This is a genomic window from Dethiosulfatarculus sandiegensis (assembly GCF_000931935.2).
Classification (GTDB): Bacteria; Desulfobacterota; Desulfarculia; order Desulfarculales; family Desulfarculaceae; genus Dethiosulfatarculus; species Dethiosulfatarculus sandiegensis.
In genome coordinates this window covers 229,505-254,169 of record NZ_AZAC01000011.1, presented here as the reverse complement: position 1 = coordinate 254,169, position 24,665 = coordinate 229,505, and the positions used below count along the sequence as shown (strand labels likewise).

General features: G+C 53.0%; 18 protein-coding genes. 10 read left to right on the top strand and 8 right to left on the bottom strand.

All coding sequences use genetic code 11. The features are described 5' to 3' along the window. The 6 genes from zupT to X474_RS08635 all read left to right on the top strand — a co-directional run bounded on the left by zupT (position 1) and on the right by X474_RS08635 (position 5,888). A complete protein-coding gene (gene zupT, locus X474_RS08665; protein ID WP_082464266.1) occupies positions 1 to 792 on the top strand; it encodes a zinc transporter ZupT in 792 nt (263 codons plus the stop codon). Positions 793 to 986: 194 nt separating this feature from the next. Then, the gene (locus X474_RS08655) at positions 987 to 1,694 is read left to right on the top strand and encodes an ABC transporter ATP-binding protein (protein WP_044348158.1); all 708 of its coding nucleotides are present in this window, start codon (positions 987 to 989) and stop codon (positions 1,692 to 1,694) included. Next, on the top strand, positions 1,687 to 2,937 hold the full coding sequence (locus X474_RS08650; protein WP_044348157.1) for an ABC transporter permease: 1,251 nt from the start codon (positions 1,687 to 1,689) through the stop codon (positions 2,935 to 2,937). Before X474_RS08655 ends, X474_RS08650 begins: the two co-directional genes overlap by 8 nt. A gap of 46 nt (positions 2,938 to 2,983) precedes the next feature. Next, positions 2,984 to 3,730: an outer membrane lipoprotein-sorting protein gene (locus X474_RS08645; protein WP_044348156.1), complete on the top strand. Its 747-nt coding sequence runs from the start codon at positions 2,984 to 2,986 to the stop codon at positions 3,728 to 3,730. Further along, positions 3,730 to 5,043, top strand: a complete 1,314-nt coding sequence (locus X474_RS08640) for a hypothetical protein (RefSeq protein WP_044348155.1) — start codon at positions 3,730 to 3,732, stop codon at positions 5,041 to 5,043. Before X474_RS08645 ends, X474_RS08640 begins: the two co-directional genes overlap by 1 nt. Positions 5,044 to 5,270: 227 nt before the next feature. After that, positions 5,271 to 5,888, top strand: coding sequence for a TetR/AcrR family transcriptional regulator (locus X474_RS08635; RefSeq protein ID WP_052515026.1), 618 nt, complete (start codon positions 5,271 to 5,273; stop codon positions 5,886 to 5,888). A 520-nt stretch (positions 5,889 to 6,408) separates the two neighbouring features. On the opposite strand, the gene X474_RS08630 is transcribed toward X474_RS08635, so the two are convergent. The 5 genes from X474_RS08630 to X474_RS08605 all read right to left on the bottom strand — a co-directional run bounded on the left by X474_RS08630 (position 6,409) and on the right by X474_RS08605 (position 10,584). Further along, complete coding sequence (locus X474_RS08630; RefSeq protein WP_044348153.1) at positions 6,409 to 6,621, bottom strand: hypothetical protein; 213 nt, start codon at positions 6,619 to 6,621, stop codon at positions 6,409 to 6,411. Positions 6,622 to 7,028: 407 nt separating this feature from the next. After that, positions 7,029 to 7,625 (bottom strand): alpha/beta fold hydrolase, encoded by a 597-nt coding sequence (locus X474_RS08620; protein ID WP_052515025.1) that lies wholly within the window; start codon positions 7,623 to 7,625, stop codon positions 7,029 to 7,031. Between the two features lie 373 nt (positions 7,626 to 7,998). Further along, positions 7,999 to 8,760, bottom strand: coding sequence for a CoA-transferase subunit beta (locus X474_RS08615; protein ID WP_044348151.1), 762 nt, complete (start codon positions 8,758 to 8,760; stop codon positions 7,999 to 8,001). Positions 8,761 to 8,766: 6 nt separating this feature from the next. Then, a complete protein-coding gene (locus X474_RS08610; protein ID WP_044348150.1) occupies positions 8,767 to 9,741 on the bottom strand; it encodes a CoA transferase subunit A in 975 nt (324 codons plus the stop codon). 66 nt (positions 9,742 to 9,807) lie between these two features. Then, complete coding sequence (locus X474_RS08605) at positions 9,808 to 10,584, bottom strand: IclR family transcriptional regulator (RefSeq protein ID WP_044348149.1); 777 nt, start codon at positions 10,582 to 10,584, stop codon at positions 9,808 to 9,810. 293 nt (positions 10,585 to 10,877) lie between these two features. Between X474_RS08605 and X474_RS08600 the strand changes: the two genes are divergently transcribed. From X474_RS08600 to X474_RS08585, 4 genes are read left to right on the top strand one after another with little or no spacing between them, the layout of a single operon-like run. Then, positions 10,878 to 17,495, top strand: a complete 6,618-nt coding sequence (locus X474_RS08600; RefSeq protein WP_044348148.1) for a VWA domain-containing protein — start codon at positions 10,878 to 10,880, stop codon at positions 17,493 to 17,495. Beyond that, a complete protein-coding gene (locus tag X474_RS08595; protein ID WP_044348147.1) occupies positions 17,492 to 17,860 on the top strand; it encodes a hypothetical protein in 369 nt (122 codons plus the stop codon). Before X474_RS08600 ends, X474_RS08595 begins: the two co-directional genes overlap by 4 nt. Positions 17,861 to 17,919: 59 nt before the next feature. Then, positions 17,920 to 18,726, top strand: coding sequence for a rhodanese-like domain-containing protein (locus tag X474_RS08590; protein ID WP_044348146.1), 807 nt, complete (start codon positions 17,920 to 17,922; stop codon positions 18,724 to 18,726). An 11-nt stretch (positions 18,727 to 18,737) separates the two neighbouring features. After that, a complete protein-coding gene (locus tag X474_RS08585; protein WP_044348145.1) occupies positions 18,738 to 19,850 on the top strand; it encodes an NAD(P)/FAD-dependent oxidoreductase in 1,113 nt (370 codons plus the stop codon). A gap of 95 nt (positions 19,851 to 19,945) precedes the next feature. Here the strand turns inward: X474_RS08585 and X474_RS08580 are convergent, their stop codons facing one another. The 3 genes from X474_RS08580 to X474_RS27020 all read right to left on the bottom strand — a co-directional run bounded on the left by X474_RS08580 (position 19,946) and on the right by X474_RS27020 (position 24,662). Further along, positions 19,946 to 21,376 carry a sigma-54-dependent transcriptional regulator gene (locus X474_RS08580; RefSeq protein WP_052515024.1) on the bottom strand — a complete coding sequence of 477 codons (1,431 nt, stop codon included), beginning with the start codon at positions 21,374 to 21,376 and terminating at the stop codon, positions 19,946 to 19,948. Next, positions 21,373 to 23,511, bottom strand: a complete 2,139-nt coding sequence (locus X474_RS08575; protein WP_052515023.1) for a PAS domain-containing sensor histidine kinase — start codon at positions 23,509 to 23,511, stop codon at positions 21,373 to 21,375. Before X474_RS08575 ends, X474_RS08580 begins: the two co-directional genes overlap by 4 nt. Before the next feature lie 164 nt (positions 23,512 to 23,675). Next, positions 23,676 to 24,662: a xanthine dehydrogenase family protein molybdopterin-binding subunit gene (locus X474_RS27020; protein WP_197282031.1), complete on the bottom strand. Its 987-nt coding sequence runs from the start codon at positions 24,660 to 24,662 to the stop codon at positions 23,676 to 23,678. Positions 24,663 to 24,665 lie beyond the last annotated feature (3 nt).

Sequence of the window (24,665 nt, the reverse complement as noted above, 5' to 3'; positions counted from 1 at the left end):
ATGGCTTTTGGCCTGACCCTTCTGGCTGGTCTGTCAACCGGTATTGGCAGTGCACTGGCTTTTTGCGCCCGGCAGACAAACACCAAACTGCTTTCCCTGGCCCTGGGGCTTTCGGCCGGGGTGATGATCTATGTCTCCTTTATCGAAATTTTCTTTAAGGCCAAACAAGCCCTGGAAGCGGATTTGGGTCCGACCCAGGGTTATTGGGTTACGGTGCTCGCCTTTTTCAGCGGCATGGGGCTCATAGCGGCCATTGATAAACTGGTCCCGGATTTTGAGAATCCGCACGAAATCCACAAGATCGAGGAGATGCAGGACGAGGAGGGCCTGAACAAGTTCCAAAGGCTCTACAAGGTCGGCATGTTCTCCGCCCTGGCTATTGCCATTCACAATTTCCCCGAGGGGCTGGCAACCTTTACCGCAGCCTTGAAGGACCCTTCCATTGGTATAGCCATTGCCGTGGCCATTGGCATCCACAACATCCCCGAAGGTGTGGCTGTTTCAGTGCCGATTTATTACGCCACCGGCGATCGAAAAAAGGCTTTTTACTATTCATTCCTTTCCGGTTTGGCTGAACCGGCGGGCGCGCTTTTGGGCTATCTTTTGTTGATGCCCTACCTCTCGGATACTGTTTTTGGAATCCTTTTTGCGGGCGTGGCTGGTATCATGGTTTTTATATCCCTGGATGAGTTGCTCCCCGCTGCCAGGCAATACGGGGAGCACCATCTTTCCATCTATGGTTTGGTTATGGGAATGGCAGTCATGGCCCTAAGCCTTCTTTTGTTTGCATAAAAAATTTTTGTCTCTTTCAAAGGTGCGCAAGAACTAACCGGTTTTTTCTAAATTGGGTGTTTTTTATGCAGCGGTGACCGGGATAAAGTCTGTTGGAGGCTTGATTCCGGGCTTTTGGGCCCAAGACAGTTTGGCCCGAATGCTGCAAGTAGATATCCGGAAAAGTTTGGAGAAGCTCTGTACGGGAGGAGTTCATGGCTTTGGTTTCTCTTGAGGGAGTGACCCGGACCTATGATTTAGGTGAGGTGCGGGTAAATGCCCTTTCAGATGTGAGTCTGGAGGTAGAAAAAGGCGCCTTTGCAGCCTTGGTGGGCCCTTCGGGCAGTGGGAAGACAACTGCCCTTAACCTAATGGGATGCCTTGATAAACCCAGTCAGGGCAGGGTGATGGTGAGCGGCCAGGATATCAGTGCCCTGGACCGTAAGCAAGGCGCTCTTTTCAGGGGAGAAAAGCTGGGATTTGTTTTTCAGGACTTCAATTTGCTCCCTGTTCTGACGGTCTTTGAAAATGTGGAATATCCCCTTTTAATGATTCTGGATATGCCCAGGGACAAGCGCGGACCATTGGTGGAACGGGTTTTGGAGGCAGTGGGAATGAGCAATCAGTCCCACAAGTATCCGGCCCAACTCTCAGGCGGCCAAAAACAAAGGGTGGCGGTGGCCAGGGCCCTGGTGGGCAAACCGGAGCTGGTCCTGGCTGATGAGCCCACAGCCAACCTGGACGGGAAAACAGCCCAAAAAGTGATTGAGCTGATGAAGCAGATGCGCGACGCCTTTGGCACCACCTTTGTTTTTTCCACCCATGATCAGAGGGTCATGGACCAGGCAGAGGTGCTTTTTTATTTGGAAGACGGAATTTTTGTGGGGCATTCGGGCCGGAAAGGCCAGGTGGAAAATGCTTAAGATATTGCGTCTGGCCTGGAAGAATCTTTTGCGCTACAAGCGCCGCAGCCTCTTGACCGGGCTGATGATCGCCTTTGGCATGGTGGCGGTGATAGTGTTTGTGGGCTTAAGCGGTTCTTTTAAAAAAGCCGTGGTAGGGCAGATTACGGATTCCTTTTTAAGCCATATCCAAATTCATAAAAAGGGTTACCTGGCCAGCATAGACAACCTGCCTCTGGACAGGTCCCTTTCCCCCAAGGCCTATGAAAACCTCGCCGGAATTTTGGAGAAACAGGCCGGGGTGGAGGCTTTTTCGCCGCGGATTAAGTTTTCCGCCATGCTGAGCAACTATACCCAAACCACCAATGTGCGCCTAAACGGCATTGAGCCGGCCAAGGAAAGTGCAACTGTTCCCTTGCTTACAACCCGGCTCACTGAACGCTCCCACAAAGATAAGCTTTTGCAGGAGGGCGAGGTGCTTTTGCCCGAATCCATGGCAACCGGCATGGGGGTGAAGCTGGGTGACACCATAGTGCTGGTGGCCAACAACAAGGACGGCTCTGTAAACGGCATGACTTTTAAGGTGGCCGGAATTGTGGAAGGCCTCATGGGGCCCGGCGGCAGGGACGGATATATCCATCTCAGGGATGCGGCCACGCTTTTACGTATGAAAAAGCCCGAGATAAGCGAGATTGCAATACGGGTCAAAAGTTTTGACAAACTGGAGAAGGCCGCCGCTTCCTTGAAGGGTCAACTGGCGCCTTTTAAAAATAAAGAAGGCAAACCTGCTTTTGAGCTGCACACCTGGGCCACGTTGACTCCTTTTTACAACATAGTGCGCATGATCAACATGATGAATATGGGCATCAAGGTGATTTTGATCGCCGTGGTTTTGATCAGCGTTTTGAACGTAATGATGATGAGTGTCTATGAAAGGGTGAGCGAGATCGGCGCCCTGGCCGCCATGGGCACCAGTCCGGGCCGTATAAGGGGTTTGTTTGTGGCCGAAGGGTTCAGCCTTGGCTTGATAAGCTCTTTAGCCGGAGCTGCCATCGGGGTCGGCATTTTGCTTGTGTTTAATGTGACCGGCCTGGAGGTTGAGTTCGGCAGATCCGGCATGGTCTTCATTCTGGAGCCATCCATAGCCCCGCTGGAGCTTGCCTGGTCATTTGGGATAGTGCTTTTGGTATCTATCCTGGCCAGTCTACAGCCCGCGGCCAAGGCTGCGCGCCTGGAACCGGTGGAGGCCCTGCGCCACGTGTAACGGACTTGATGAAACAGGATTTATAATTGCTTCAAAGGAAGAAGGCATGTTGAAAAAGCGTTTTGCCCGATGTTTCATCGCCCTGGGGCTGATCCTGGGGCTCTCGTCTCCGGCCTGGTCACTTAGTGGCCAGGAGATCTTGAAAAAGGTGGATGAGAATCTCCAGCCCGGTGCGTTTGAGATGTACCGCAAGATCATAAACATAGAACCGGACGGAACTAAAAAGGAGTTTGTGCTTTGGTTCCTTAAAAAGGACCTGGACAAGGTGGTGACCCTTTTTATCTCTCCGGCCAGTGAAAAGGGCAGGGCCACCTTACGCCTCGGCGACAATATGTGGCTTTATATCCCCAATGTGGGCAAGCCCTTGCGTATCACCAGCATGCAGTCTGTGGTGGGCGGGGTCTTTAATAACTCCGATATCATGCGGCTGGATTACGGCGTTGAGTATGACGTCTCTGAATACAAAGAACAACCCGGAGAGTATGTTCTTGAATTAAAGGCAAAATCCGGCAATGTCGCCTATGATCGGCTGCGTATGTGGGTCTTGCAAAAAGAATTGGTTCCCACCAAGATAGAATGCTACGCAGCCACCGGCATGTTGATAAAGACCCTGATTTTCAAGGAGATCAAGGATATTGGCGATGGTGTGGTGAGGCCCGCTGTGATGGAGACCCAAAGTCCTTTGTACAAGGGGTATATGTCCATAATGATCTCCGCCAAGCTCAAGAAAAGGGAACTGGCCGATGAGGTATTCACCTTAAATTACCTCTCCCGGATCAAGGACCTGCGCTGATGAATTCGGGCTGTTTTTGCCTGCGGGCTTTTCTTCTGCTCTTATGCCTGACTTGGCCCTTGCCGGCTATGGGCGGAGAATATGACTTCGCCATTCCGGAGGCGGAAGAAAAGCCCTATGAACTGGGGGGAAGGGCGGAGGTGCGCCAGGTTCACCATTGGCTGAATCAGGATTCAGCACGCTATTCCTTAGACCATTACAAAGACGATCCAGGTCCGGCTATTGATGAATTCAATCCCCAGGTGGAGCTGGAGGGGAGTTACGGCAAGCGTTTGTGGCAGGTGTTTTTTCTCTCTCATCATGAGTATTTGAACACCTATCAGGATGAAGATTGGCAAAATAAGCTCTATCAGGGATATGTTTCCATAAAACCGTCCAGCAACCTCACCCTGGAGTTGGGTAAAAAATCCTTTCTTTGGGGCAAGGGCTATGCCTGGAACCCGGCCGGGTTTGTCAACCGCACCAAAGACCCGGACGATCCGGAACTGAATCTGGAAGGCCGCACCGTGTTGGGGCTGGATTATATAAAGAGTTTTGCCGATCCAGGGCTTAACAACCTGGCCTTTACCGCTCTTTTATTGCCTGTGGTGGAGGATTTTTCCAACTCTGAACTGGGAGAGAACGGCGACTGGAACCTGGCCCTTAAGCTTTATCTGCTCTGGCGTGATACTGACCTGGATTTTATCTACTATAACGGACCCGAGCAGGCGGAAAGCCTGGGTTTTGATTTTGCCAGGAACCTGGCCGAAAACCTGGAGATCCATGGCGAGGCCGGGCTCAAGCGCCGGGTGCGGCATGTGGTTCTGGACAGCCTGGGCAATGCCTTGGTCTCGGAGGAGGACCAGCTTAGTTTCATGGCCGGGCTGCGTTACTTAAACTCCCATGACACCACTTTTTTTCTTGAGTATTATCACAACGGCGCGGGATACAGCTCTTCGGAGCTGGACGATTTTTTTGCCTATCAGGATGCTGCCTATGAGTCATGGCGGGTCACAGGTGATGACGCGATTATGGAAAAGGCAAGCCGGGCGGTGCGCCCGTATTATGGCCAGCGCAATTTTGGCAGACATTATCTATATTTCAAGGCATCGCAAAAGGAACCCTTTGATTTCCTATATCTGACAACCTGGATTGCCTCGATCATCAACCTGGAAGACTTGAGCTTCAGCCTGCAGCCTGGCTTGACCTGGTCTCCTGTGACCAACCTGGTCCTCAATTTCCGGATGGCCTTTCCCCTGGGTGGTTCAGGCACCGAGTTTGGCGAAAAGCCGGACCAGGCCAGAAGCGAGTTTTGGGTCAGGTATTATTTTTAGCCTTAAAGCAATTGGGTAATATGTCAGGCTCGATTAGCCCGTAAAGCTCTTGGTTTTACGGGCTAATCGTTTTTTGGATGCGTATTTGCTTGACAGATGCGGGGCTGTGCTATATTTATACGAACGTATAAAATTTTATACGAACGTTAGTATAAATACCGGGTAAATTGGGGTGATTGTGGATCACTGATTCCAATCAGGAAGGGCCTGGTAAAGGAGCTTGGGCTTTGGCCAGTTCAAAAGAAAAGATTTTGGATGCTGCTGAAAGGGAATTCGCCGAATTGGGGATAGCGGGTGCTTCATTGCGAGGCATAACCAAGTCGGCCGGAGTGAACTTAGGCAGTATTTACTATTACTTTGAGAGCAAAGAAGACCTGATAATGCAGGTTTTGCAGCGCCGTATAGACCAGTTTCGCAGGAAGGGGCTTATAGAGTTTGAGGAGTTCAAAAAGAAGGTGAAATCCCCCACCAACCGGGATTACTGGTTAATGATGGTAAAGGCCATGCTGCGTTTTCGCAGCAGGCATCCCCAATATGTGGCCTTTATCTCCAACCTGTTTTCCACCAGAAAGGATGTGGTGGAAAAGGCGCTGGGTAAGAATGAAGACTTTCTGCAAAATGAATACCTCAAGGAGATTAAAAAGTCCTTGCCGGAAAGAGTTTGGCTTGAGGCGGAAAAAAGGGTCACCACCATCATGCTTATGATCCACATGCTTCTTCTAAATAAACATATGGCCGGCATCTACCTGGAAAAGAAGAGAGTTTTTAAAGATCAGGATGACTTTGCCGAGGAGATAGCCAATATCGCAAGCGCCTCAATGGATGCCTTGGCCAAGGGATGTTGACAAAAATCGCATTCTCTGAAAATGGGTATTAGAAAAGCAAAAACAGACAAGTTTTAAAAAAAAATTAAAGGTAATCTTCCCTGGATTTGCCTGTGAGTTTTGCTGAACAGATAGAGGAGGCAGGCTGATATCCGGAAAAGAGAAGAGGGAAGAGGCCAGATATGAGGTCAGAGTGCGATGAGGCGGTTTTTTTATCTGTCTCTTTAAGAGTGCAACCGGTCGGCCTGTCTTGCCGGTCTGGAGGAGTATTTAAAATTGGGGCATCGCCCTTTTGGGTGGTGCCGTGGGTGGATTACCGTTTTATTGTTTGCTCTGAAGCCGTGCCCGGTCTTCTCGGTCAGGGCATCAGACCGATTGGCCGGTTTATTGACTGTTGATTGAATCGACGAAAAGACCCTTGCAAAGTATTCGGACTAATCAGTTGATTTCGCGCGGACAGTTTTTTTCAGCCTGTTGGAGAGATACTTGAGTGAACAAGGTGGCTTGTATGGTTAATCTTAAAGTAAGCATCAGTGTCTGCTTAGCGGCTATTGCCGGTATCTGCCTTTTTATCTGCCGAATAGACCAGGCTTCCTTGTTCTGGTTTATTTATTGATTTTGCGGCGAGTTCGGCCTTATAGGCCTTGTAACCGGAACACCAGCCCGTATGCCAGCGCCATATTCCGGCCAGTATGCTTTGGGGATTGGCCAAAGCATGGCGTCTCAGAAAACATTTTCCACAGTTGGTTGCCATTTTTCTTACCTTTGAGTCCAGCCTTGAATTGGTAATTGAACCGTTATCTGTGCTTCCCCGTGGCCGCTGGAGAAACGCCAGGGCATTTTATCTCTATCCCCTTCAGAAAATTAAGGATTAGACGGTTCACCATCTCTTTTTGCACAATGGTCAGAACCTGGCCGGCCCCGGGTATTAGCATCGTTCTTATTTGAGGAGCTTTTTGGCGCAGGCGATTAAGTGCTTCTTGGGGAGAATATATTTTTTCGTTTTCACCGACCAGAAATAAAGTTGGGATGGAGATGGCTGCCAGCTCCTGGTCGGAAAACACCGTGGGAACCATCCTGTGCCTGAATTTAAAGCTTTTTCTGGCCAACATTACATCTTTGATATGCTGATCAATCAACTCCCTGGCTCAGGGACCTTGTTTAACCAGGTCCGCAAAAAGCCAGTAAAGAAAACTTCTTATAGTCCAAAAGTTGTTGACTGCACAGGGGGCTGCCCTGAATATCCAGGCTCAGGAAATCGGTAGAACCGTGCCTGCCGGGGCCAGTAAGACCTGGGCCGATACCTTGTTGGGGTGTTGTCTGGTATAGAGCGCAGCAAGCCGGGCTCCATAGGAAATTCCGGCCAAAGACAACCTGGTCCAACCAGTCGGCATAGTCTCGAGGAGTCAGCATCCGCTTATGGTAAACACTCAAGCCGTTGTCACCCACGGTATCTAAGGCAAAGGTCTGAAAATGTTTGGAGAGTTGGGCTATATTCGGTACCCAGTGCAGTGAATTGCCGCCTGCGCCGTGCAGCAGAAAAAGGGCGGGGGCGTCCTTGGGGCCGCTTATGCGCACATAGGCAGGCCCAAAAGAGGTCGACACCATTCGCTCCTCAAAAGGAACCGGCCATTGTTTCCCTCTTTTTTGGTAGAGATCCAAAAATCTTTGCTTGCCCAGGGCGGAGCGAAAGGGATGATGCGGGGTTATCACCACCGGTCTGTCTTGGGGAGAGGCCCAGTAAAACATGGCTGCCAATAGCCCCCCGTGCAAAGAGCCAGGCCCGCACTTACCAGCAAGAGAGCCTTGAGGAGTTTTTTGGATTTTCCCATTATTTAGCGCCCCGCCGGTGATAGCCATGCATAAATTGGGAAAATTTGACTTGCATAAAACATAGCATCGAAAAAACGGCGGGCCAAGATCAAGGCGGGAGAAAAATGTTTCTCAGAGTAATCGTAACAATCAGGTTTGAGGAATTAAACGGGAACCTGAAGTCAGGGAAATGCCCAAGCCCGCGGGAAGAGCAACACCACCGCCCTGGTGTTATCCCTCCCGCAGAAGCTTGTGGCGAGATTTAATGGCCGTGCAAGCAAAGCCCGCCGCTTTTGGCCTTTGTATTCGTAATATCCAATCACCCCAGAATCAGCCTTTGGGGATCCACCTCTTCTCTCAAGACTTTCAGCTCTCTTTCATCGGGAGCCCTTGTCTCTTTGGCTTGGCTTACATCCAGCTCAAAGGAGGTGTTTTCAATTATTTTTTCAGGTGATACACCGGGATAGCACTCGGCCAGGTACATGCGCTTGGTCTTGGAATGAAATTTCAGCACTCCCAGATCAGTGACCACTGCCATGGGGCCGCCCCTGGTGTATCCGGCCTCCATGCGGCTTTCTCCGCCCCTTAGCCAGCCCGGACTGGTGAAGTAATCCAGTTCATTGACAAACCGCCTGGGCTCGTGCTGCATGAAGATGATGGTGTCATGGGCCAGGGAAGCTGCGTCACACCCTCCGCCCGAGCCGGGGAAACGCACCTTGGGCCGGTTGTAATCACCGATCACAGTTGAGTTGAGGTTGCCAAAAGAATCAATCTGGGCCGCCCCTAAAAAGGCGACGGTCCTCAGCTTCCTATGCCCTAAAATGGCAAAGGCCTCTATCAGCCCCGAGTTTACGCAGGAACCATACATTACCCTGGGGTCTGCCACTGCCAGGGGAAGCTCGTCCAGGCTGGGATCAATGCCGCCTGTCTCGAAAAACACCACCGCATTGGGTGCATGCACCCTTTTGGCCACTGTGGCGGCCAGCATGGATACGCCGGTGCCCGCAAAGAGAACGTCATTTTGGCCTATCAGCCTGCCTGCGGAGATGGCCATGATTTCCTTGTCCGTATAGCTCGCCATGAGACCCTACCTCCTGTCCAGACCGGGCGCGTAGCCGGTTATACGGCTGGCCTTTATGGTCAGAAGTTCAGATATGCCCACTTTCTCCAGATAATCGTGTTCATCTGAAATACCGAAAACCCATTCCTGGAGGTAATCCATGAAGGCGCGGTCATTGCCTGCGTTTTTCTTATAGGTCCACAGGTGTTGGGGGTGATAGTCATAGAAAAAGTGGCACGCCGTGGGGTGGGCCCCATAGGGAGCTTTAACCACTGCATCCACCAAAAAGTGGGGCAACTGGTTTTGATCCGGGTCCTGGCGCAGGTGCTCGGCCGGGACTATCTCCTCGCAGCTTACGATTAAAGTCTTGGCTGCCCTGGCCTGTTCTACATCGGCAAAGGTTAGCCCCTTGATCCTGGCCGTGCCGTCGTCTCCCACATACTGGGCATGCACCAGGGCCACATCCGGGGTGAGTGAGGGCAAGAGAAGCACCTTGTCACGGCCCGAATCAAAGGGATTTTCCATTTCCAGCATTTTTTTGTTGGCCACCTTGGGTTCAGTGCGGGAGGATTCACTGAAACCTTGTTTTTTAACCAGATCTGTTTCAAAGCCGGTTTTGGCGGGCATAAAGGGCAACCCCAGGGACCCGCCTAAAAAGCGCAGAGACATCTGAAAGTTGGAATAATCCTCAACTTCAAGGGCACCTTCCTGCACGGCCTTTCTGAACCGGATGCTGGTGGGGGCAAACCTCCCTGATCCTGCGTAGGCTATCTCAATGCGCTTGACGCAGCCCGCGCCGACCAGAAGGTCCATGGCCTGACCATGGGAATGACAAACCAGGTGCAGGTCTTTTTTCCCCTGGCGCACAATCTCCCGTGCTAGAGCCATGGGATTTCGGTTGATGGTGAATCCGCCCAGGGCGATCTGGGCGCCATCCGGAATGAATCTTTCGACCGCCTCCCGGGCGGTCATAAGTTTATCGCCAATCCTCTCCTCACTCATCAAATGACTCCAGGCAAAAAAGGTGGTCTACTTTCGTATTTTTCCTTTGATCATTGGGGAACACCCCTAAGCCGCTACTCCGGCTTTAGTCTCTCGCGATATTTTGAGCAGCTCCGGCAGAATCCCTTGGGGGAGGCTGGAAGCGTCCTCCCTTTCCGTTCTATAGGAAACCTGCAATGCGGCTTCAATAAGGCCGCTTTTGTCAAACAAAGGCACTGCCAGACAGCGCAGCCCCAGGGTGAGCTCCTGGTCCGAGGATGCGTAACCCATGAGCCTCACTTGATCAAGCTGCTTTTTAAGCACTGTTTTATCTGTAATGGTGTTTAAGGTGTAGGGCATCAGTTTGATGCGTTCCAAAAGGTCCGCCCGCTTGTGGGGGGGGAGAAAGGCCATGATGACCTTGCCCATGGAGGTGCAGTGGACCGGCAGCCTGGAGCCTGCGGTGAGGTCTAAGTTCACCACATCGTTGCTGCGGATGCGTTCCAGGTAAACCACTTCCTGGCCCTCAAGGATGGCGCAACCGCTGGTTACATGCCATTCCCTGGTGAGGTGGGTCAGGTAGGGCAGCATCCTGGTGCGCAGATCCATGCTTTCAATGATCCAGGAGCCCAGGCGCAAAACCCTCGGCGTAAGGCGATAGGTTTTGCCCTGCTCGTCAAAATGTACATAACCCAGTTCTTTAAGGGTCAGGAGATAACGGCGGGCCGTCACCAAGTTCATGCCGTTTTTCTTGGCCACTTCCGACAGGGTGAGCGCCGGTTTTTCTGGTGAAAAAGTGGTTAGGCAGGTCAGGCCGTTGGCCAGTGCCCTGATGAAGTTCTTGCCCGGGGGATGCTCTAGCATGGTCGAACTCCAGGGAGAGTGTGCGGGTAACTATGTAGATGACTTGATAATTCTAATCAATCAATCTGTAGTAACACTCTGCGTAATTGAATTACACTCTGAATAATATCTAAAAAAGTTTTTAAGGTCAAGATAGAGGTGTGGCTCCACATTAGGCTTGTTGATTGACACTATGGGAAAAAAGGACTTAAGTTAGAGATATCGGCTCTTTTTTTCATGACCCCGGCAGCGGGCAAAATTGTATTTGCCTAAGTGTGAAGGGGTGCCCCAAACCCGGATCAAGGGAGGACTCCATGCAAAAGGCGCCTTTAATTAAGGTGTGGCGGTTTCTGTTGGCGCTGCCGGTATTTATTTTCTTATTGATTATCTCGACCCAGGCCTGGTCCATGAATCCCTCGGATATGCGGATTCAGCATACCCAGGATGTGCAAAAGGCCAAGGCCCTGGTGGAGGAGTTTGACAAGCTTGTCAAGCAGGGGGCGGGCAGCCAGGAACTTTCCCGCCAGGCGCTGCGCATTTCAACTGACTACCAGGCCAAGCTGCTTTTGAAGAATGAGGGGAAATTCAAGGATCTTGGGCATCTGTATCATGATCTTATGAAAGGCCCCCAGGGCAACTCGGGTGTGTTAAGCGAGGTGCTTGAGGAGACCAGGCGCAGGTTAAGGGCCTTGAACAAGTATCCTCCCTCGGTGATCGACGATATCACCTTGATCCAAAACCAGGCCAGTGTCGCCCAGAAAAAGCCGCCCATGGATGTGGACGCCGGTCTCAAGGTGAACCCCAACACGCCCGAAGGCAAGGTATTGGGGAAAAAATACATGAAGGAGCTCGGCGGTCCCGGTGGGGTGGCGAGCTACCATGACGATCTGAAAAAGGCCATGGAAGAGGCCTATGAGCATGTAGCCGAAAAGAAGTACAAGGTCAAGGTTGACTCGGGCAAGGCCTTTTTGGAAGGCACCACCCCCTGGCATGTGGAGGCCTATCTGGACTCCGAGGTGCTGAAAGAGGGCGGGTTGCCCCAAAAGAGCCTGATCGAGCAGACCGTCTCGGTAAGTACGCACAAGAACAACCACTTTCTCAAGGAGGCTATGGAGGGCAAGATCTCCTGGGGTTCTGCCTATCAGGAGGCGGCCAGGGGCACCTTAAAGGATATGGATAAGGTGGACCGGGTCTTTGAGGAGATCAGGCGTCAGACAGGCAAAAACGTGCCCCGGCTCAGCAAGCAGCAAGAGGAGCTGAGAAAGCTGCTTAAGAAAATGACCTCGCCGGGGGCTGATCCCATAAGCGTGGCAGAGGAGATCAAAAAACTCACCAGGGGTAAAAACGTATTCAACGCCTGCAACGGCCTGGTGGAGACCATGGAGAGCGCGATTAAGTTTTCGCCTCCGGCCAAGATATTAAAGGCCAGGTTTTACCGTCACTTTTTGGCCACCGATGATCTTAAAAAGGCGCTGCAGGCCTTGATAGACGATAAGTACAAGGATCTGCCCAAGGCGGCCCAGGCCCTGGACCGGCGGCTGGCCAAGATAGCCGGATTGCATATGGTCTCCCTGGAAAAGATGAGCACCAAGCAGTTTTTGGAGCAGCTTAAAAAAAGCATAGGCGACCTTAAGTTTGATACTGTGGACGAGCTGATGGATGAGATCTTCAAACGCATTCACACCTCATCCCAGACAGATATGGCGATGCTTTTTGGCGAAAAGTCGGCCAAGGAGCTGGAGAAGGTGGCCAAGCTCACTGATCCGGCGGTAAAGAATAAAATAGCGGCCCGCTACAGGGGCAAGTTTTTACTGTGGCAAATAGATGAAAAAACCCAAAGGGTGCTTCTGGGCGACGGCGGCATCAAATCCCTTGCCTTTGACGGCATCATCGGCGTGGCCACGGCCATGCACCAGACCTCATCCATAATGGATGACACCAGCCTGAGCGAAGAAGATAAAAATTTAAGGATAGCCAATGCCTGGGTTACCGCCCTGCCCATGGTGGGGGACTTTGCCAGCTCCATAATCAACGGAATCGACGCCTACTATGAAGGCGACAAGGGCAAGGCGGTTCAGTCCGGAGTCTTCCTGGTTATCGGGGTGGCCTATGCAGTGCCCGGATTCCAGGTTCCGGCCGTGGTGGCGGGCCTGGGCATGGTGGCCTGGCAGCTCGGCGGTTCAGCCTGGGATATCTCCAAGGATAAGGCGATTATCTGGGCCTGGGTGGATTCGGGCAAATGGGAGGGCACCCAGGGGAAAATGCTGGGGCTGATGGATTCCAAGGGCAAGGTGAGGCCCGTGGCCCCTCCGGAAAAGGCCTTTGAAAGCCTGATGGAAGAAGGCGAGATAGGTTATCACACCGGGCTTTCCGGGATGACGATCAAAAAGTCCATCTATGAATTCATGGACCGCACCATCATGGCCAGCAACCAAAATGTCAAGGCCATGCGCACGGCCATCCAGAATCTGTATCCGGATTTTGTGGTGGATGATTACCTGCACGAGCATATCAACCTGGGGCGCACCGCCCTGGCCAAGATCATAAGGGAAAAGGGTGGCAATGTCAGAAAGGATGTGGCCCTGGCGCTTTATGTGAAGCTCAAAAAAGATATCTACGATAAGGCCGCCCTGGAGGCGATCAAAAAGCTGAAGAGCGAGGCAGAGGCGGAATACCAGGCTAAATACATGGTCGGTGACGCGGCCCAGGCCTTCAGGGACCTGGAGGCGATTGCCCAAAAATTGAGACTGCCTTTGGTCAAGCATGTCTGGGAGATCTACGAGTCTTTTGTCAAGTGGGCCACGGAGAAGATCAAGAGCCCCTGGACCAGGCACAGCCTGCCAAGGCGTCATGTGGAGCTGGCCAAGAAGTATGTACACGGCTACACCTTGATTGACGAGTCCCTGGACACCATACGTGAGACCATAAAAAAAGCCGGTCTTAAGCCGCCGGAAAAATTCCACTTAACCGGTTGGCTGGAGATTGACAGGAAAAGGGTTGACGGCCTGGTCAACGCCTACCGCAACGCCCTGGTGGAGGCCAAAAAGGATGTGGAGCAAACCCATGCCCAGGCAGCGGGGCTGACCGCTTACAAATTCGATCCCAAGAATCCCTGTGATCAGGCGCTTTTCTTAAAGCTGGCCCGGCTCAAGGTGATCATGGTTCACAGCCGGGACATGATGCTTTTAATGGAGGAATGGGCGGGCAAGAGTTCGGCTGCGGATAAGAGCCGTGACGAGGCCCTGCAAAATGCCCTGGATCAGGTGGATAATGCACCCCAGCCTTTGTGGTCCCTTCCATTGCAGACCTGGAGCGCTTTATCCAGCACCTTTGAGGAGGCCTATTCCTGGGCCCATGTGACCTGGGAAGGCTCTCAGGTCCTGCTCACGGCCAGGGACACCATTGAAAAGCGCATAGAGCAAAAGAAAAAGGAATATGAAGAGGCCAAGGCCCAGGGGCTGAAGGACATGATCAAGTGCCTGGCCAATATCACCGTGCATCTGCGCTATAAAAACGAAGACGGTGAGGAAAAGCCCATCTTAAAGGGCAAGGTGCTTTTAAAAGGGGCCGGTCCGATCATAAGCCTGGACGAGATGGAAGACGGCGACTACACCACCGGCATACCGAAGGCCGGGGATTACACCTTAAACGCCTCGGCCAAGGGATTCAAGGCCCAGGACGGTTCTGATGTGGCGGTGGTTAATTTGAATATCCCCGAACCGCCGCCCGGCAGGGCCGCCGAGCCCATAGAAAAAACCATATACCTCACACCCGGCAGCAAACCGGAGCTTAAGCTTGAGTTTAAAAAGGCAACTTCCGGTGAACCCGCCCGCTTGATCTGTGTGGTCACCTCTCCTGAACAGCCCCTTGATCCGGCAACCTTTAAGCTCAGCCTGGAGGGCAAGGATATCAAGGCCGAACTCACCCCGGGAGCTGAGAACAAGGAGATCAAGGCAGAGGTCAAATTCACTGAGCCAACCAAACCAGGTGAACGCGAGGTCAAGATAACGGTTACCGATGCCATTAAGGTGGAACACATCTTAACAGGCAAGTTTGACTATGAACTGGCCCTAGAACTTAAGGGCCACGTTCTGGACGATAAGGGCGGGTCACCTGAGAACGGCAAGGCCAACTCAGGGGAAAAAGTAAAAATAGCCCTTAAGCTCATAAACTATGAGGCCTGGCCCTTAAAAGACCTCATGCTCACAGCGCCCACAGATGACGAAAGGCTAAAGCCCACCGGGGAAAAATCCTGGAAGCAGGGGCTGCTTGAATCGGGCAAGGAAAAAACCACTTCCAGTCTTGAGTTCAAGGCCGGTGATGTGGGGGCGCGGACAGAGGCGGTGACCCTGCCCTTGTCTGTCACCCTGGCGGGCGAGGCCCTTAAAAAGCCCCTGGACCTCACAGTGGAGGTGAGTCCTTCCCTGATGCTTGAGGTCACCCTTGATTCCAAGGTGGATGACCCCAAGGCTCAGGATTCTCCCAATAACGGGGATAACAAACCCAATCCCGGTGAGTCGGTCAAACTGAAGCTCAAGGTCACAAATCGTTCCGACCAGGACAAAGGCCCGGAATATGACCTGGCCCTGTCTTGCGATTCTTCCTACCTGACCTTGGGTCAGGACAAGCTGAGCGGCACTGTTCTGGCCCCGGGGGCTTCGGAGGAGTTTTCACTGCCCGCCACGGTGGGAAGCGGGTTTAAAAAGGAGGTCACGGTCTTTATCAAGGCCGAGGTGATACCCAAGGGGCAGAGCCGGGGCAAGATATTCAAGCTTCCTTTGCTCCTGGAATTGGCGGCTCTTGAATTTGAACTAAAGGGCGTGACCGTGGAAGATCCCAAAAGCGGGTCATTGCTGAACCGAAACAACGGCAATAATAAACTCGGGACAGGCGAATACGGCTACCTCACCTTTACCGTGGTCAATAAGGGGCCCAAGGTGGAGGAGGTTTACTTTAACCTCACCGGGCCCAGGCATCCCGGCCTGACCATAATAAAGCCCCAGTCCCAGGCGGGCGGCAGCCCCATGCCCACCGACCAGCCCGTGCAGGTGCGTTTTGAAGTGGATGTACCGCCTGATTACCTTGACAGTGTAATGCCTCTCACCATCAAGGCCCATGACGCGGCCACCGGTCGCAAGTGGCAGGCTGTGCATAAACTCCCGGTGGAGGTGAAGAGCGACTTTGTCTCCAGCCTGGTTCTTTTGGGAGCGGGCGACACACCGGCCAAGCCCGAAGAGATAGCACCGGGCGCCAAACTGGGGTTCAAACTCAAGATCACTAACAAGACCACCCAGCCTCAACAAGGACTCGGTGTGGGCCTGCGCTACACCCAGGTAAGCGTTATTCCGAATCTGTGGACCGGTCAGAATCTGGCCGCCGGGGCGGATTGGCAGGAGAAGGGCGCTGTAAGCATTCCCAAGGATTTCAATGGTGAAAGCTTTGACATAGCGCTTGATGTGACCAATGCCGCGGGCACGGCAACCCTGCACAAGAACAAGTTCACCTTTAAGCTCGGCAAGCTGCCGACCAAGATAAAGCTCACCCCCAAACCCCCTGCCCAAGGACAAGGCGATTGGGGCCTTATGATAGAGGTGACGACCAAGGCCGGCACTTCGGTGGAGGCCGGTGGCGTAACGCTCACCGCAGGCGGCGGCGCCCTTTCCCAGGAGAAGTTGAGCTTAACCGACGGCAAGGCCCAGGTGAGTTGGTCTCCCCCGGCCAATCTGCAGGGCCAGGTTGAGATCAAGGTCTCATATACCGGCGATGAATCTGATCCGGCCCTGCCGGATAAGCGCTATGAACCGAGCCAGGCCACTATCAAGCTGCCTGCCCTGACCAAGGCAACCAAGGTTCTGGTCAAGGCCTCCAAGCCCGCGTCTTCCGGAGGCAAGGAGTTTGCAATTACCATTCAGGTGATTGAAGAAGACGGCAAGCCGGTGAGTAAAGGCGGCATGACTGTGACCAGCAACCTGGGCACCCTTTCCGGCGGCGGCATAGGGGCCAAGGGCGGCACTGTCAAATGGAGTGCACCGGGCCTGACTTTGCAATGGAAAGCTCCAGTGGACAGAAACGCCAAGGGCAAGGCCGTGTTCCAATACCTGGGAGACGTAGAAGATCCGGCCCTGCCGGATAAGGAATACTCACCCAGCAAGGCGGAACTGGATCTGCCTCCCCAGGTATTGATGACTCCTGATTTAACAGTGCAGCCGGTGCTTATTGATCAGCAAAAGGGCCTTTGGAGGCTTGATGTTTCCCTGACCGGCGAGGGGGGAAGGCCCATAAGCCCCTCTGAACTTGAGTTTAAGGCTACTGGCGGTTCCTTTGGCGACACCCCCGGAGTTCTGACCGCGAAAGTGCCGACCCAGGGCGGCCAGTACGGCAAGGGTTGGGTGGAGGAACCTAATAAACAGCACACCATAACCGTGAATTATGCCGGAGACCAGAGCGGGCCGGGCAAGACCAACCAGAAATACGATCCTGTTTCCAAGAGCGTGACCTTGCCGCCGAACTTGATTGCCCGCTCCACCGTGTTTGTGGTGGATGCCTCGGGCTCCATGCGCGGCTCCAAGCTGACCAGCGCCAAGGCAGCGGTAAGGGCGGCCTTGAGTTCCTATGCGCCCGGGCAGGCGGACGAGGAATGGGCCTTGATTGTGTTTTTCAGTTGCGGTTCCATTCAGCTCAGGCAGCCTTTTACCACCAACCCCGCGGATATCACCTCAAGGCTTGATTTCGGGGCCTCGGGAGGCACCCCCATTGCGCGCTCCATGTCCAAGGCTGCCGGTTATCTGCGCAGCAGCGGCAGGGGACAGACCGGGCGGATCATTCTCTTGAGTGATGGCGGCGAGTCCTGTCGGGGCAAACCTGTGGAGGCAGCCAAGAGCATCTTCCGCAGAGTGCGGCAGGTGACCCCTGCCGGAGGAGGCAGACCATGAGAGTTACAATGAAAATAACAGCCGCATTTGTGTTGGTCCTTTTCCCGGCCTTGACCGGATGGGCCATGGACCCCTCTGTGGCGGCTCTGGATCAGATGGTCAAGGGCAAGCCTCCGGTGGAGCGCCAGGTGGATATCAGGTTGGATGTGGTGGGATATGAAGTGGATAGAAATCCCAGGGCCAAGGCCCAGCTTCAGGCCGTGGCCAAGGCTGGTGGCGGCATTTTTTCAGGCGCAGGCATAAAAGACATTAAAAAGGTCATGAGCGGGGTGGTGGCCGGAGGGCCCAAGCCCAAGGCCCCGCCGAGTGGTTCCAGGTTGATGTACGGTGATTCGGTGGTCCGTCACGGCAGGCTTGAGCGTTGATTTCGTTCTCGCTTGAATAGCAAACGCATTTTTTTCTTGGCTGTAACAGGAGGGAAAATATGAAGTGGCGTCAGTTTCTCACTCCGGTCAAGAGTGTGACCGCCGAAAAAGCTAAAGAGCTTTTACAGAAAGACGATAAGATCCGCGTTTTGGATGTGCGTCAGCCCAAGGAGTATGAAAGAGGGCATATCTCAGGGGCCAAGCTTATTCCCATCGGTGAGCTGAACGACAGGTTGGATGAGTTGAGGCCCGAGGAGCCCTATTTGGTTTACTGCGCCATTGGAGGCCGCAGCCGGGTGGCCGCTCAGATGCTTTCGGGCAAGGGGTTTGCCAATATCTATAACTTGAGCGGTGGGTTCAAGGCCTGGAACGGGTGGACCGGTTTTGGGGATTATGAAAAGGGCCTGGAGTTTTTTGAAGGTGCGGCTGTTCTGGCAGAGGCCCTTGAAATAGCCTTGGGAATGGAGACTGCGTTAAGGGAATTTTACCAGGAGAAAACAGAATCAGTCTCAGACAAGGAGGCCAAGGCGGTCTTCAAAAAGTTGGCCGGCTTTGAAAAGGCCCATGAGGCCATACTGCAAAAACGCCTGGCTGAACTTGGCCGGGATACAGGCGCGGCAGATGCGTCCAGGGCCCTGGAAGGGGGAATGACCACAAGCGAGTATATGGAGGCTTTGGGACTTGAGGGGGAGTCTGTGGAAGATGCCTTGAACTTTGCGATGTTTGTGGAGGCCCAGGCCATGGATTTATATGCCAGGGCCGCGGACCGTGACGACCAGGGGCTTAAGGATTTTTTCCTGGGTATGGCCAAGGAGGAAAAGAATCACATTGATCAATTGGCCAATCTAATGGAGGCCCTGGTCTAAGGGAGGCTGTCATGACAAAACGACTGGTTCTGGCTGGAGCCGGCCACGCCCATGTGATGATTCTGGATCAGATGCCTGAACTCGTGCGCCATGGGCTTATGATAACCGTGATCGGTCCGGCCGCACTGCATTATTACTCGGGCATGGGCCCGGGTATGTTGGGGGGAGCCTACAACCCGGAATCTATAAGTTTTCCGGTTCGCTCCATGGTTGAGAGAACCGGGGCAACCTTTATCGAAGACTATGTAACCGGTTTGGACCCTAAAGAAAAACTCATATTTCTCAAGTCCGGAAAAACAGTTAAATATGATGTGGCCTCTTTTAACACGGGCAGTGAAGTGCCGGATGATATTGTGGAAAAAGGGGCGGAGGATGTTTTTAGCGTAAAACCCATAGAGAATCTTTGGCAGGGCAGGCAAAGATTGCTTGAACTGGCCGCCAAGGGTGAAGTTCGGGTCGGCGTGGTCGGCGGTGGCCCCGGGGCCTTGGAGGTGGCGGGCAATGCCTGGGCCGCCGGTTTGGAAAAATCGGGCAAAGGAGCCCGTGTCCGTATCTACGGGGGCAGAAAGTTTTTACATAAGCTTCCGCAAGGGGTGCAAAAAAGGGCCCGTCAGATTTTGAGCCAAAGGGGCATAGAGATTATTGAGGGGCAATATGCCCAAAAGGTCGGGCCTCACAGAGTGACCATGGCAGACAATAACACCTATGAAGAAGAGATCATTTTCACTGCTCTGGGGGTGAGGCCCAGGCCTTTGTTCGCTCCTTCCGGCCTCAGCACGGGCAAAGACGGCGGGCTTTTGGTGAACCGTTTTTTGCAGAACCCTGAATACCCGGAGATTTTCGGAGGAGGTGACTGCATCTGGTTTGAAGCTCAGCCTCTTGATAAGGTGGGAGTCTATGCAGTGCGACAGAACCCGGTGCTTTTGCATAATGTGAGGGCGGCCTTTACCGGGGAAAAGTTAATGCCGTTTAATCCGGGCGGAGACTATCTTTTGATCTTCAACCTGGGGCAGGGCAGGGGAATACTGCACAAAAAAGGGTTTGTCATTGATGGGCGCATGGCCTTTTGGCTTAAGGATTATATAGACAGGAAGTTTATCAAAAAGTTCAAGCCCGAGGACTGAACTTGATGAATCAGCCGATTGCTAAGTACTGATCTACTTGAAATAATTTTCAATTCATCAACCAGGCAGCCTTTGGGCTGCCTGGTTGATGTGTTTTATAGGTCTGTGGACATTTTTTTCAGCCTTTTGCTTAAAGCCGGCTGGCTTATGCCCAGCATTCTGGCCGCCGCAACCTGTTTGCCCTGACAACGGTTCATGGCTTCCTGCACTAAAATCGTGTTCATTTCTTCCAAAGTGGGCAAAGGATCGGGCAGGAGCACGGTCTGGGCCGGGCGGCTGGTAAACCCCGGCCTCCCCTGCTGCTCGTGTTCTTGAGCGGCTATTCTTTTTTTAAGCGACCCAAAAGGAGACTGTCCGGCCTTGGTTTTGGCCATGGCATTGTGGATCAGGGCCTTCAATTCCCTGACATTTCCGGGAAAGCTGTAACTTGCCAACAGGCTTTTAAGCTTGCTGTCCAGTCGAGGCGCTGGTCGGTTTAAGCTGTAGGCTGCTTTTTCTATAAAATGTTCGGTTAGAAGCACCAGGTCTTCAGGCCTCTGGCGTAACGGCGGGATGTGAACATGATAGGTGGACAACCTGTAAAACAGGTCTTCTCTGAATTTACCCTGGTCTTTGAGCTCCTCCAGGTTTCGGTGAGTCGCGGTAATTATCATGGCCTCCATGGGCTTGGCCACATCGCTTCCCAGGGGCATATATTCCCTTTCCTGCAGCATTCTTAAGAGTTTTATCTGCATGGCAGGGCTTAGATCGCCTATTTCATCTAAAAACAATATCCCTTGTCCGGCTTTTTCAATAAGCCCTTGGCGTGAAGTGGCCGCCCCGGTAAAGGCCCCTTTTTTGTGGCCACACAAGGTGTCGGAAAATAAATGTTCATCCAGTCCGGCCAGGTTTACCGCCGCAAAGGGGGCCTTGGGATTGGTTAATTTGTGAATGGCCTTGGCAACCAGTTCCTTGCCCACTCCGGTTTCCCCGGTAACCAATATGGGATGATTGGAAAAGGCAACAGCCTCCAGATACCTGAAAACTTTGAAAAGGCTTTTACTGTTGGTCAAAAAATCCTGAAAAGCTTCGGGATGCTCCAGGTCTTCACGCATGAAACAACTTTTCAGCTTCAGGTTTTCCTGCCTCAGGCTGCTTAATTCCAGGGCACGGCCCAGGGAGACGTGAAGCTGATTTTCCTCGATGGGTTTTACCAGGTAGTCAAAGGCCCCCGCCTTGATACAGTTGACCGCCGATTCCACGGTGTCAATGCCTGTGACCACAATGATAGGCAGCTTGGGAAATTCGTCCCCGGCCCAGGCCAGCAGGTCTTCGCCGGATGTTCCCGGCATTACCAGATCCAACAGCACGGCATCCACCGGTCTCGTGGTGAGCAACTCTCTGGCCTGCTTTCCGTTTGTACAGAGGATGATCTGCTTCAGGCCAAAGGAGCGCAGGGCCAGCTCAAAACTGTCCAAAGACGAAGTCTCGTCATCCACCACCAATATGACACTGCCGGGATCCAAGTTTTTTTTGTATCCACTCAAGACGCCTCGCTCCTCACAGGGAAACAGATTTCAACTGTGGTCCCGTAACCCTTTCGGGAAGATATGCGCGTGAACCCAAGGTGCTCCTCAATTATCCGAGACGATATGGCCAACCCCAGTCCGGTGCCGCCGCAGGTTCTTTTGGTCGTGAAAAAGGGGTCTTGTATATGAGGCAGGTCCTTGGGATCAATACCCTTGCCCTGGTCTTTGACCGTTACCCTTATGAGTCTTTGGGTCTTGTCATAATTGGTCTGCACGCAAATGGACTGACCGGAGTCGGTCAGGGCGTCCAGGGAGTTTTGCACCACGTTTATGATGACCTGTTCCACTTTTTGGAAGTTCCCCAAAAAGTGGGGGATGCCCATGCCGTAGTTTACGATAAATCCGTTGGTGGTTTTTTTGATTTGGTTGGCCAAGAGCGTCAGGGCCGCCTGGACCACCTGGTTTATGCTGAGCACCTCGTTCATGCCCCTGGAACCCTGTCGGGCATAGTCTTTCAGACCGGTGACAATGCGTTTGATTCGGTGGGCCCCCTGGTTGATTCCCTTAAAAAGGTTGGGCAGTTTTTCCCTGACCGTGGCGTAGTCCAGATTGCCCAGCAAGAAATCTCCCTGTTCTTCATAGTATTCATCCAATATGGGCTTGGTGTCTTCCCAGACCTTGCTCAAGAGAGAAGAATTTAATAATATGAAATTGTTGGGATTATTTACTTCGTGCGCCACGCCGGAGACCAGGATGCCCAAGGAGACCAGCTTGCCTGCCTGGACCAGTTGTTCATATTCCCTCTTGGCCTCTTCTTCCATGCGTTTTTTTTCGCTGATATCCTGGCAGGTAATCAGATGGGTGCCGCCTTGTATGTTGACTTTTTTAATACGCAGATTCAGGGTTCGGTCTTCCGCGCCCAGCGAGGATATAATCATCTCCAGGTTGTTTATCTCTTCATTTTTATCCATCAGCTCGTCCTGAAGCGGGACCTGGGGTAGAAGTCTTTTTATATTTCCCAATTCCTGGGCCTGTTCCACGGTCAGGCCGAAGATTTTTTCCACATTTGCGCTTATAAAGCAAAACTCGCCGTAATCGTCTGTAATAAAGACCGCGTCAGAGATGTTCTCCAAGATTACCCGGTGCAGCTCTTCTGAATTTTCCAGCATGGTGATCCAGCGCCGGTGTTCGGTTACATCACGGAAATTGGCCACGGCGCTGCTTGCCTCGCCCTGCCTGTTGCGCATGGCCGCGCAGGTCACAATACAGGTGACCTCTTCCTTGCCTGCGCGCAGGCAGTCAATATCCTTGCTGACAAAATCCTTGCCCGAGAGCGCTTCATCTATGATGCAGTCCCCGTTTCCACAGTGTTTACAGGGAAGCATGTTTTGGCAGGTGCGGCGCATTACATCTTCGGGCTTGCGGCCCGAAAGGTCCAGAAACGCCTTGTTGGCCTTGGAGATGGTGTAATCCGCGTCGACCACCACCAGGCCTTCGCCCGAGGTTTCAAAGATCTGGCTCAATTCCTGATAGGCCCTTTCCAGGTCTTTTTCAACTTCAATGCGCTGGTTTATCTCCCGGCTCAGCGCCTGGTTGTAACGCACCAGCTCCGCCGTGCGTTCGCTGATCTGGTTTTCCATGAACTTCATCATGTCGGCGCGTTCAGCCTCCAGGGCCTTGCGCTCGGTGATATCCCGGAAGGTGGCCAGGACATAGTCGTGCCCATGGACCCTCACCCGGTTCAGGGCAACTTCGGTGTTGATGATCACTCCGTCTTTCCTGGTGTCCACCCATTCGAAACGCTGTCGATCACCCCTCAGGGCCTGCTTGACTTTTCCTTGAGCGGATTCAAAGGAGGGAGTGCCGTCCGGCTGAAAATCGGGTGCGAAGTCACTGGCAAAGTAGCCTATGATGTCTTTTTCCTCACAACTCCAGATTCGGCAGGCCGCTTCGTTGCACTCCAGGAATTTGTCATCCATAAGCAGAAGGCCTTCGGAAAAACCGTCCAGCATGGCGTTTTTCTGGGCAAGCTTTTGCTTAAGCTGCTGAAGCTCCGCTTCAGCCTTGGCCAGTGATTCTTTAAGGCTCTGGTTCTCTTTGGCTAAGTCGGGGCTTGCTTGACCGGCCTCTGGAAAAGGATGGCCAGGGTTCATAAAAGGCTCCTTTTGCCTTTTATTTAAGGCACCGAAAGATCAGAACGATATTAACTGTTAACACTGATCAATCTATGAAGGAAATGTATCAAAAACCAGAGGCATTACCAGGTAAATAAAAGTGTCCGTGAGAGCGCGAAACGCTCAAACGGACACTTTGCCTGTCAGTTTCGGTTTTGCTGTAATGCTGTGAAGAGTCTTTCCGGAGTCATGGGCAACTCCGATATATCGAGGTCCAGGGCGTTGGCCACTGCGTTGGCCAGGGCCGAGGCCGGGCAGACAAGGCTGCACTCACCGGCCCCTTTGGCCCCAAAGGGACCGGTGGGGTCGCTGGATTCTACAATAATCGAGTCCAGCTCGGGAATATCGGCCGCCGTGGGAACCATGTAGTTGTGCATTTCATTCTGCACCTGGGAGCCGTTTTCCCTGTAGACGATTTCTTCGGTCAGGGCATAACCCAAGCCCTGCACCACCCCGCCTTCAATCTGTCCCTTGACAATGATGGGGTTGATGGCCTTGCCCACATCATGGGCCGCAGTCATTTTATTTACCGTGACCTGGCCCGTCTCGGTGTCAACCTCCACATCGGCAAAGCAGGCGTGCCAGGGAGGGGCGTTGGAAGGCACGATTCGGCCCAAGCCAATGAACTGCTTGTTGCGTACATGGGCGTGATACGCCACTTCTTCCATGGTGACCGCATTGCCCTTGCCCTTTTTAAGGGCCTCCAGGCCGGTCAATTCAGGCTCGGGTTCAGGTTCGCCGGGTTTGGGAGTGCGATAAATAACCGCATCGTCAATCATGAGGTCTTCCGGCTCGGCCTGGAAAAAGGGAGCCGCGTATTCCAGGATTTGCTTGCGCACATCGTTGGTCGCCGCCATTACCGCGGTTCCGGCCGCATAGCAGGTGCGGCTGGCGTGGCTGCCTATCTCAAAGGGGGTGGTTTCCGTGTCTCCATAGGTTATTTCCACCATCTCAAAGGGAACCCCCATTGCTTCAGCCGCGATCTGGGGCAGGCAGGTGCTGGTTCCGGTCCCCATGTCCGGCACGCCGGAGGCTATGTGCACGGAACCGTCGGGCTGAACCGTGACATAGGCGTTGTCATAGTCCACGCAGAAAGGCCAGGCATTGGAGACATGGGTGCCGACTGCCATGCC

Coding starts and splice junctions, on each gene's coding strand:
- X474_RS08640 (WP_044348155.1), top strand. CDS start 3,730: ATGAATTCGGGCTGTTTTTGCCTGCGGGCTTTTCTTCTGCTCTTATGC.
- X474_RS08645 (WP_044348156.1), top strand. CDS start 2,984: ATGTTGAAAAAGCGTTTTGCCCGATGTTTCATCGCCCTGGGGCTGATC.
- X474_RS08650 (WP_044348157.1), top strand. CDS start 1,687: ATGCTTAAGATATTGCGTCTGGCCTGGAAGAATCTTTTGCGCTACAAG.
- X474_RS08600 (WP_044348148.1), top strand. CDS start 10,878: ATGCAAAAGGCGCCTTTAATTAAGGTGTGGCGGTTTCTGTTGGCGCTG.
- X474_RS08615 (WP_044348151.1), bottom strand. CDS start 8,760: ATGGCGAGCTATACGGACAAGGAAATCATGGCCATCTCCGCAGGCAGG.
- X474_RS08655 (WP_044348158.1), top strand. CDS start 987: ATGGCTTTGGTTTCTCTTGAGGGAGTGACCCGGACCTATGATTTAGGT.
- X474_RS08590 (WP_044348146.1), top strand. CDS start 17,920: ATGAAGTGGCGTCAGTTTCTCACTCCGGTCAAGAGTGTGACCGCCGAA.
- X474_RS08595 (WP_044348147.1), top strand. CDS start 17,492: ATGAGAGTTACAATGAAAATAACAGCCGCATTTGTGTTGGTCCTTTTC.
- X474_RS08575 (WP_052515023.1), bottom strand. CDS start 23,511: ATGAACCCTGGCCATCCTTTTCCAGAGGCCGGTCAAGCAAGCCCCGAC.
- X474_RS08585 (WP_044348145.1), top strand. CDS start 18,738: ATGACAAAACGACTGGTTCTGGCTGGAGCCGGCCACGCCCATGTGATG.
- zupT (WP_082464266.1), top strand. CDS start 1: ATGGCTTTTGGCCTGACCCTTCTGGCTGGTCTGTCAACCGGTATTGGC.
- X474_RS27020 (WP_197282031.1), bottom strand. CDS start 24,662: ATGGCAGTCGGCACCCATGTCTCCAATGCCTGGCCTTTCTGCGTGGAC.
- X474_RS08630 (WP_044348153.1), bottom strand. CDS start 6,621: ATGGCAACCAACTGTGGAAAATGTTTTCTGAGACGCCATGCTTTGGCC.
- X474_RS08605 (WP_044348149.1), bottom strand. CDS start 10,584: ATGCTAGAGCATCCCCCGGGCAAGAACTTCATCAGGGCACTGGCCAAC.
- X474_RS08610 (WP_044348150.1), bottom strand. CDS start 9,741: ATGAGTGAGGAGAGGATTGGCGATAAACTTATGACCGCCCGGGAGGCG.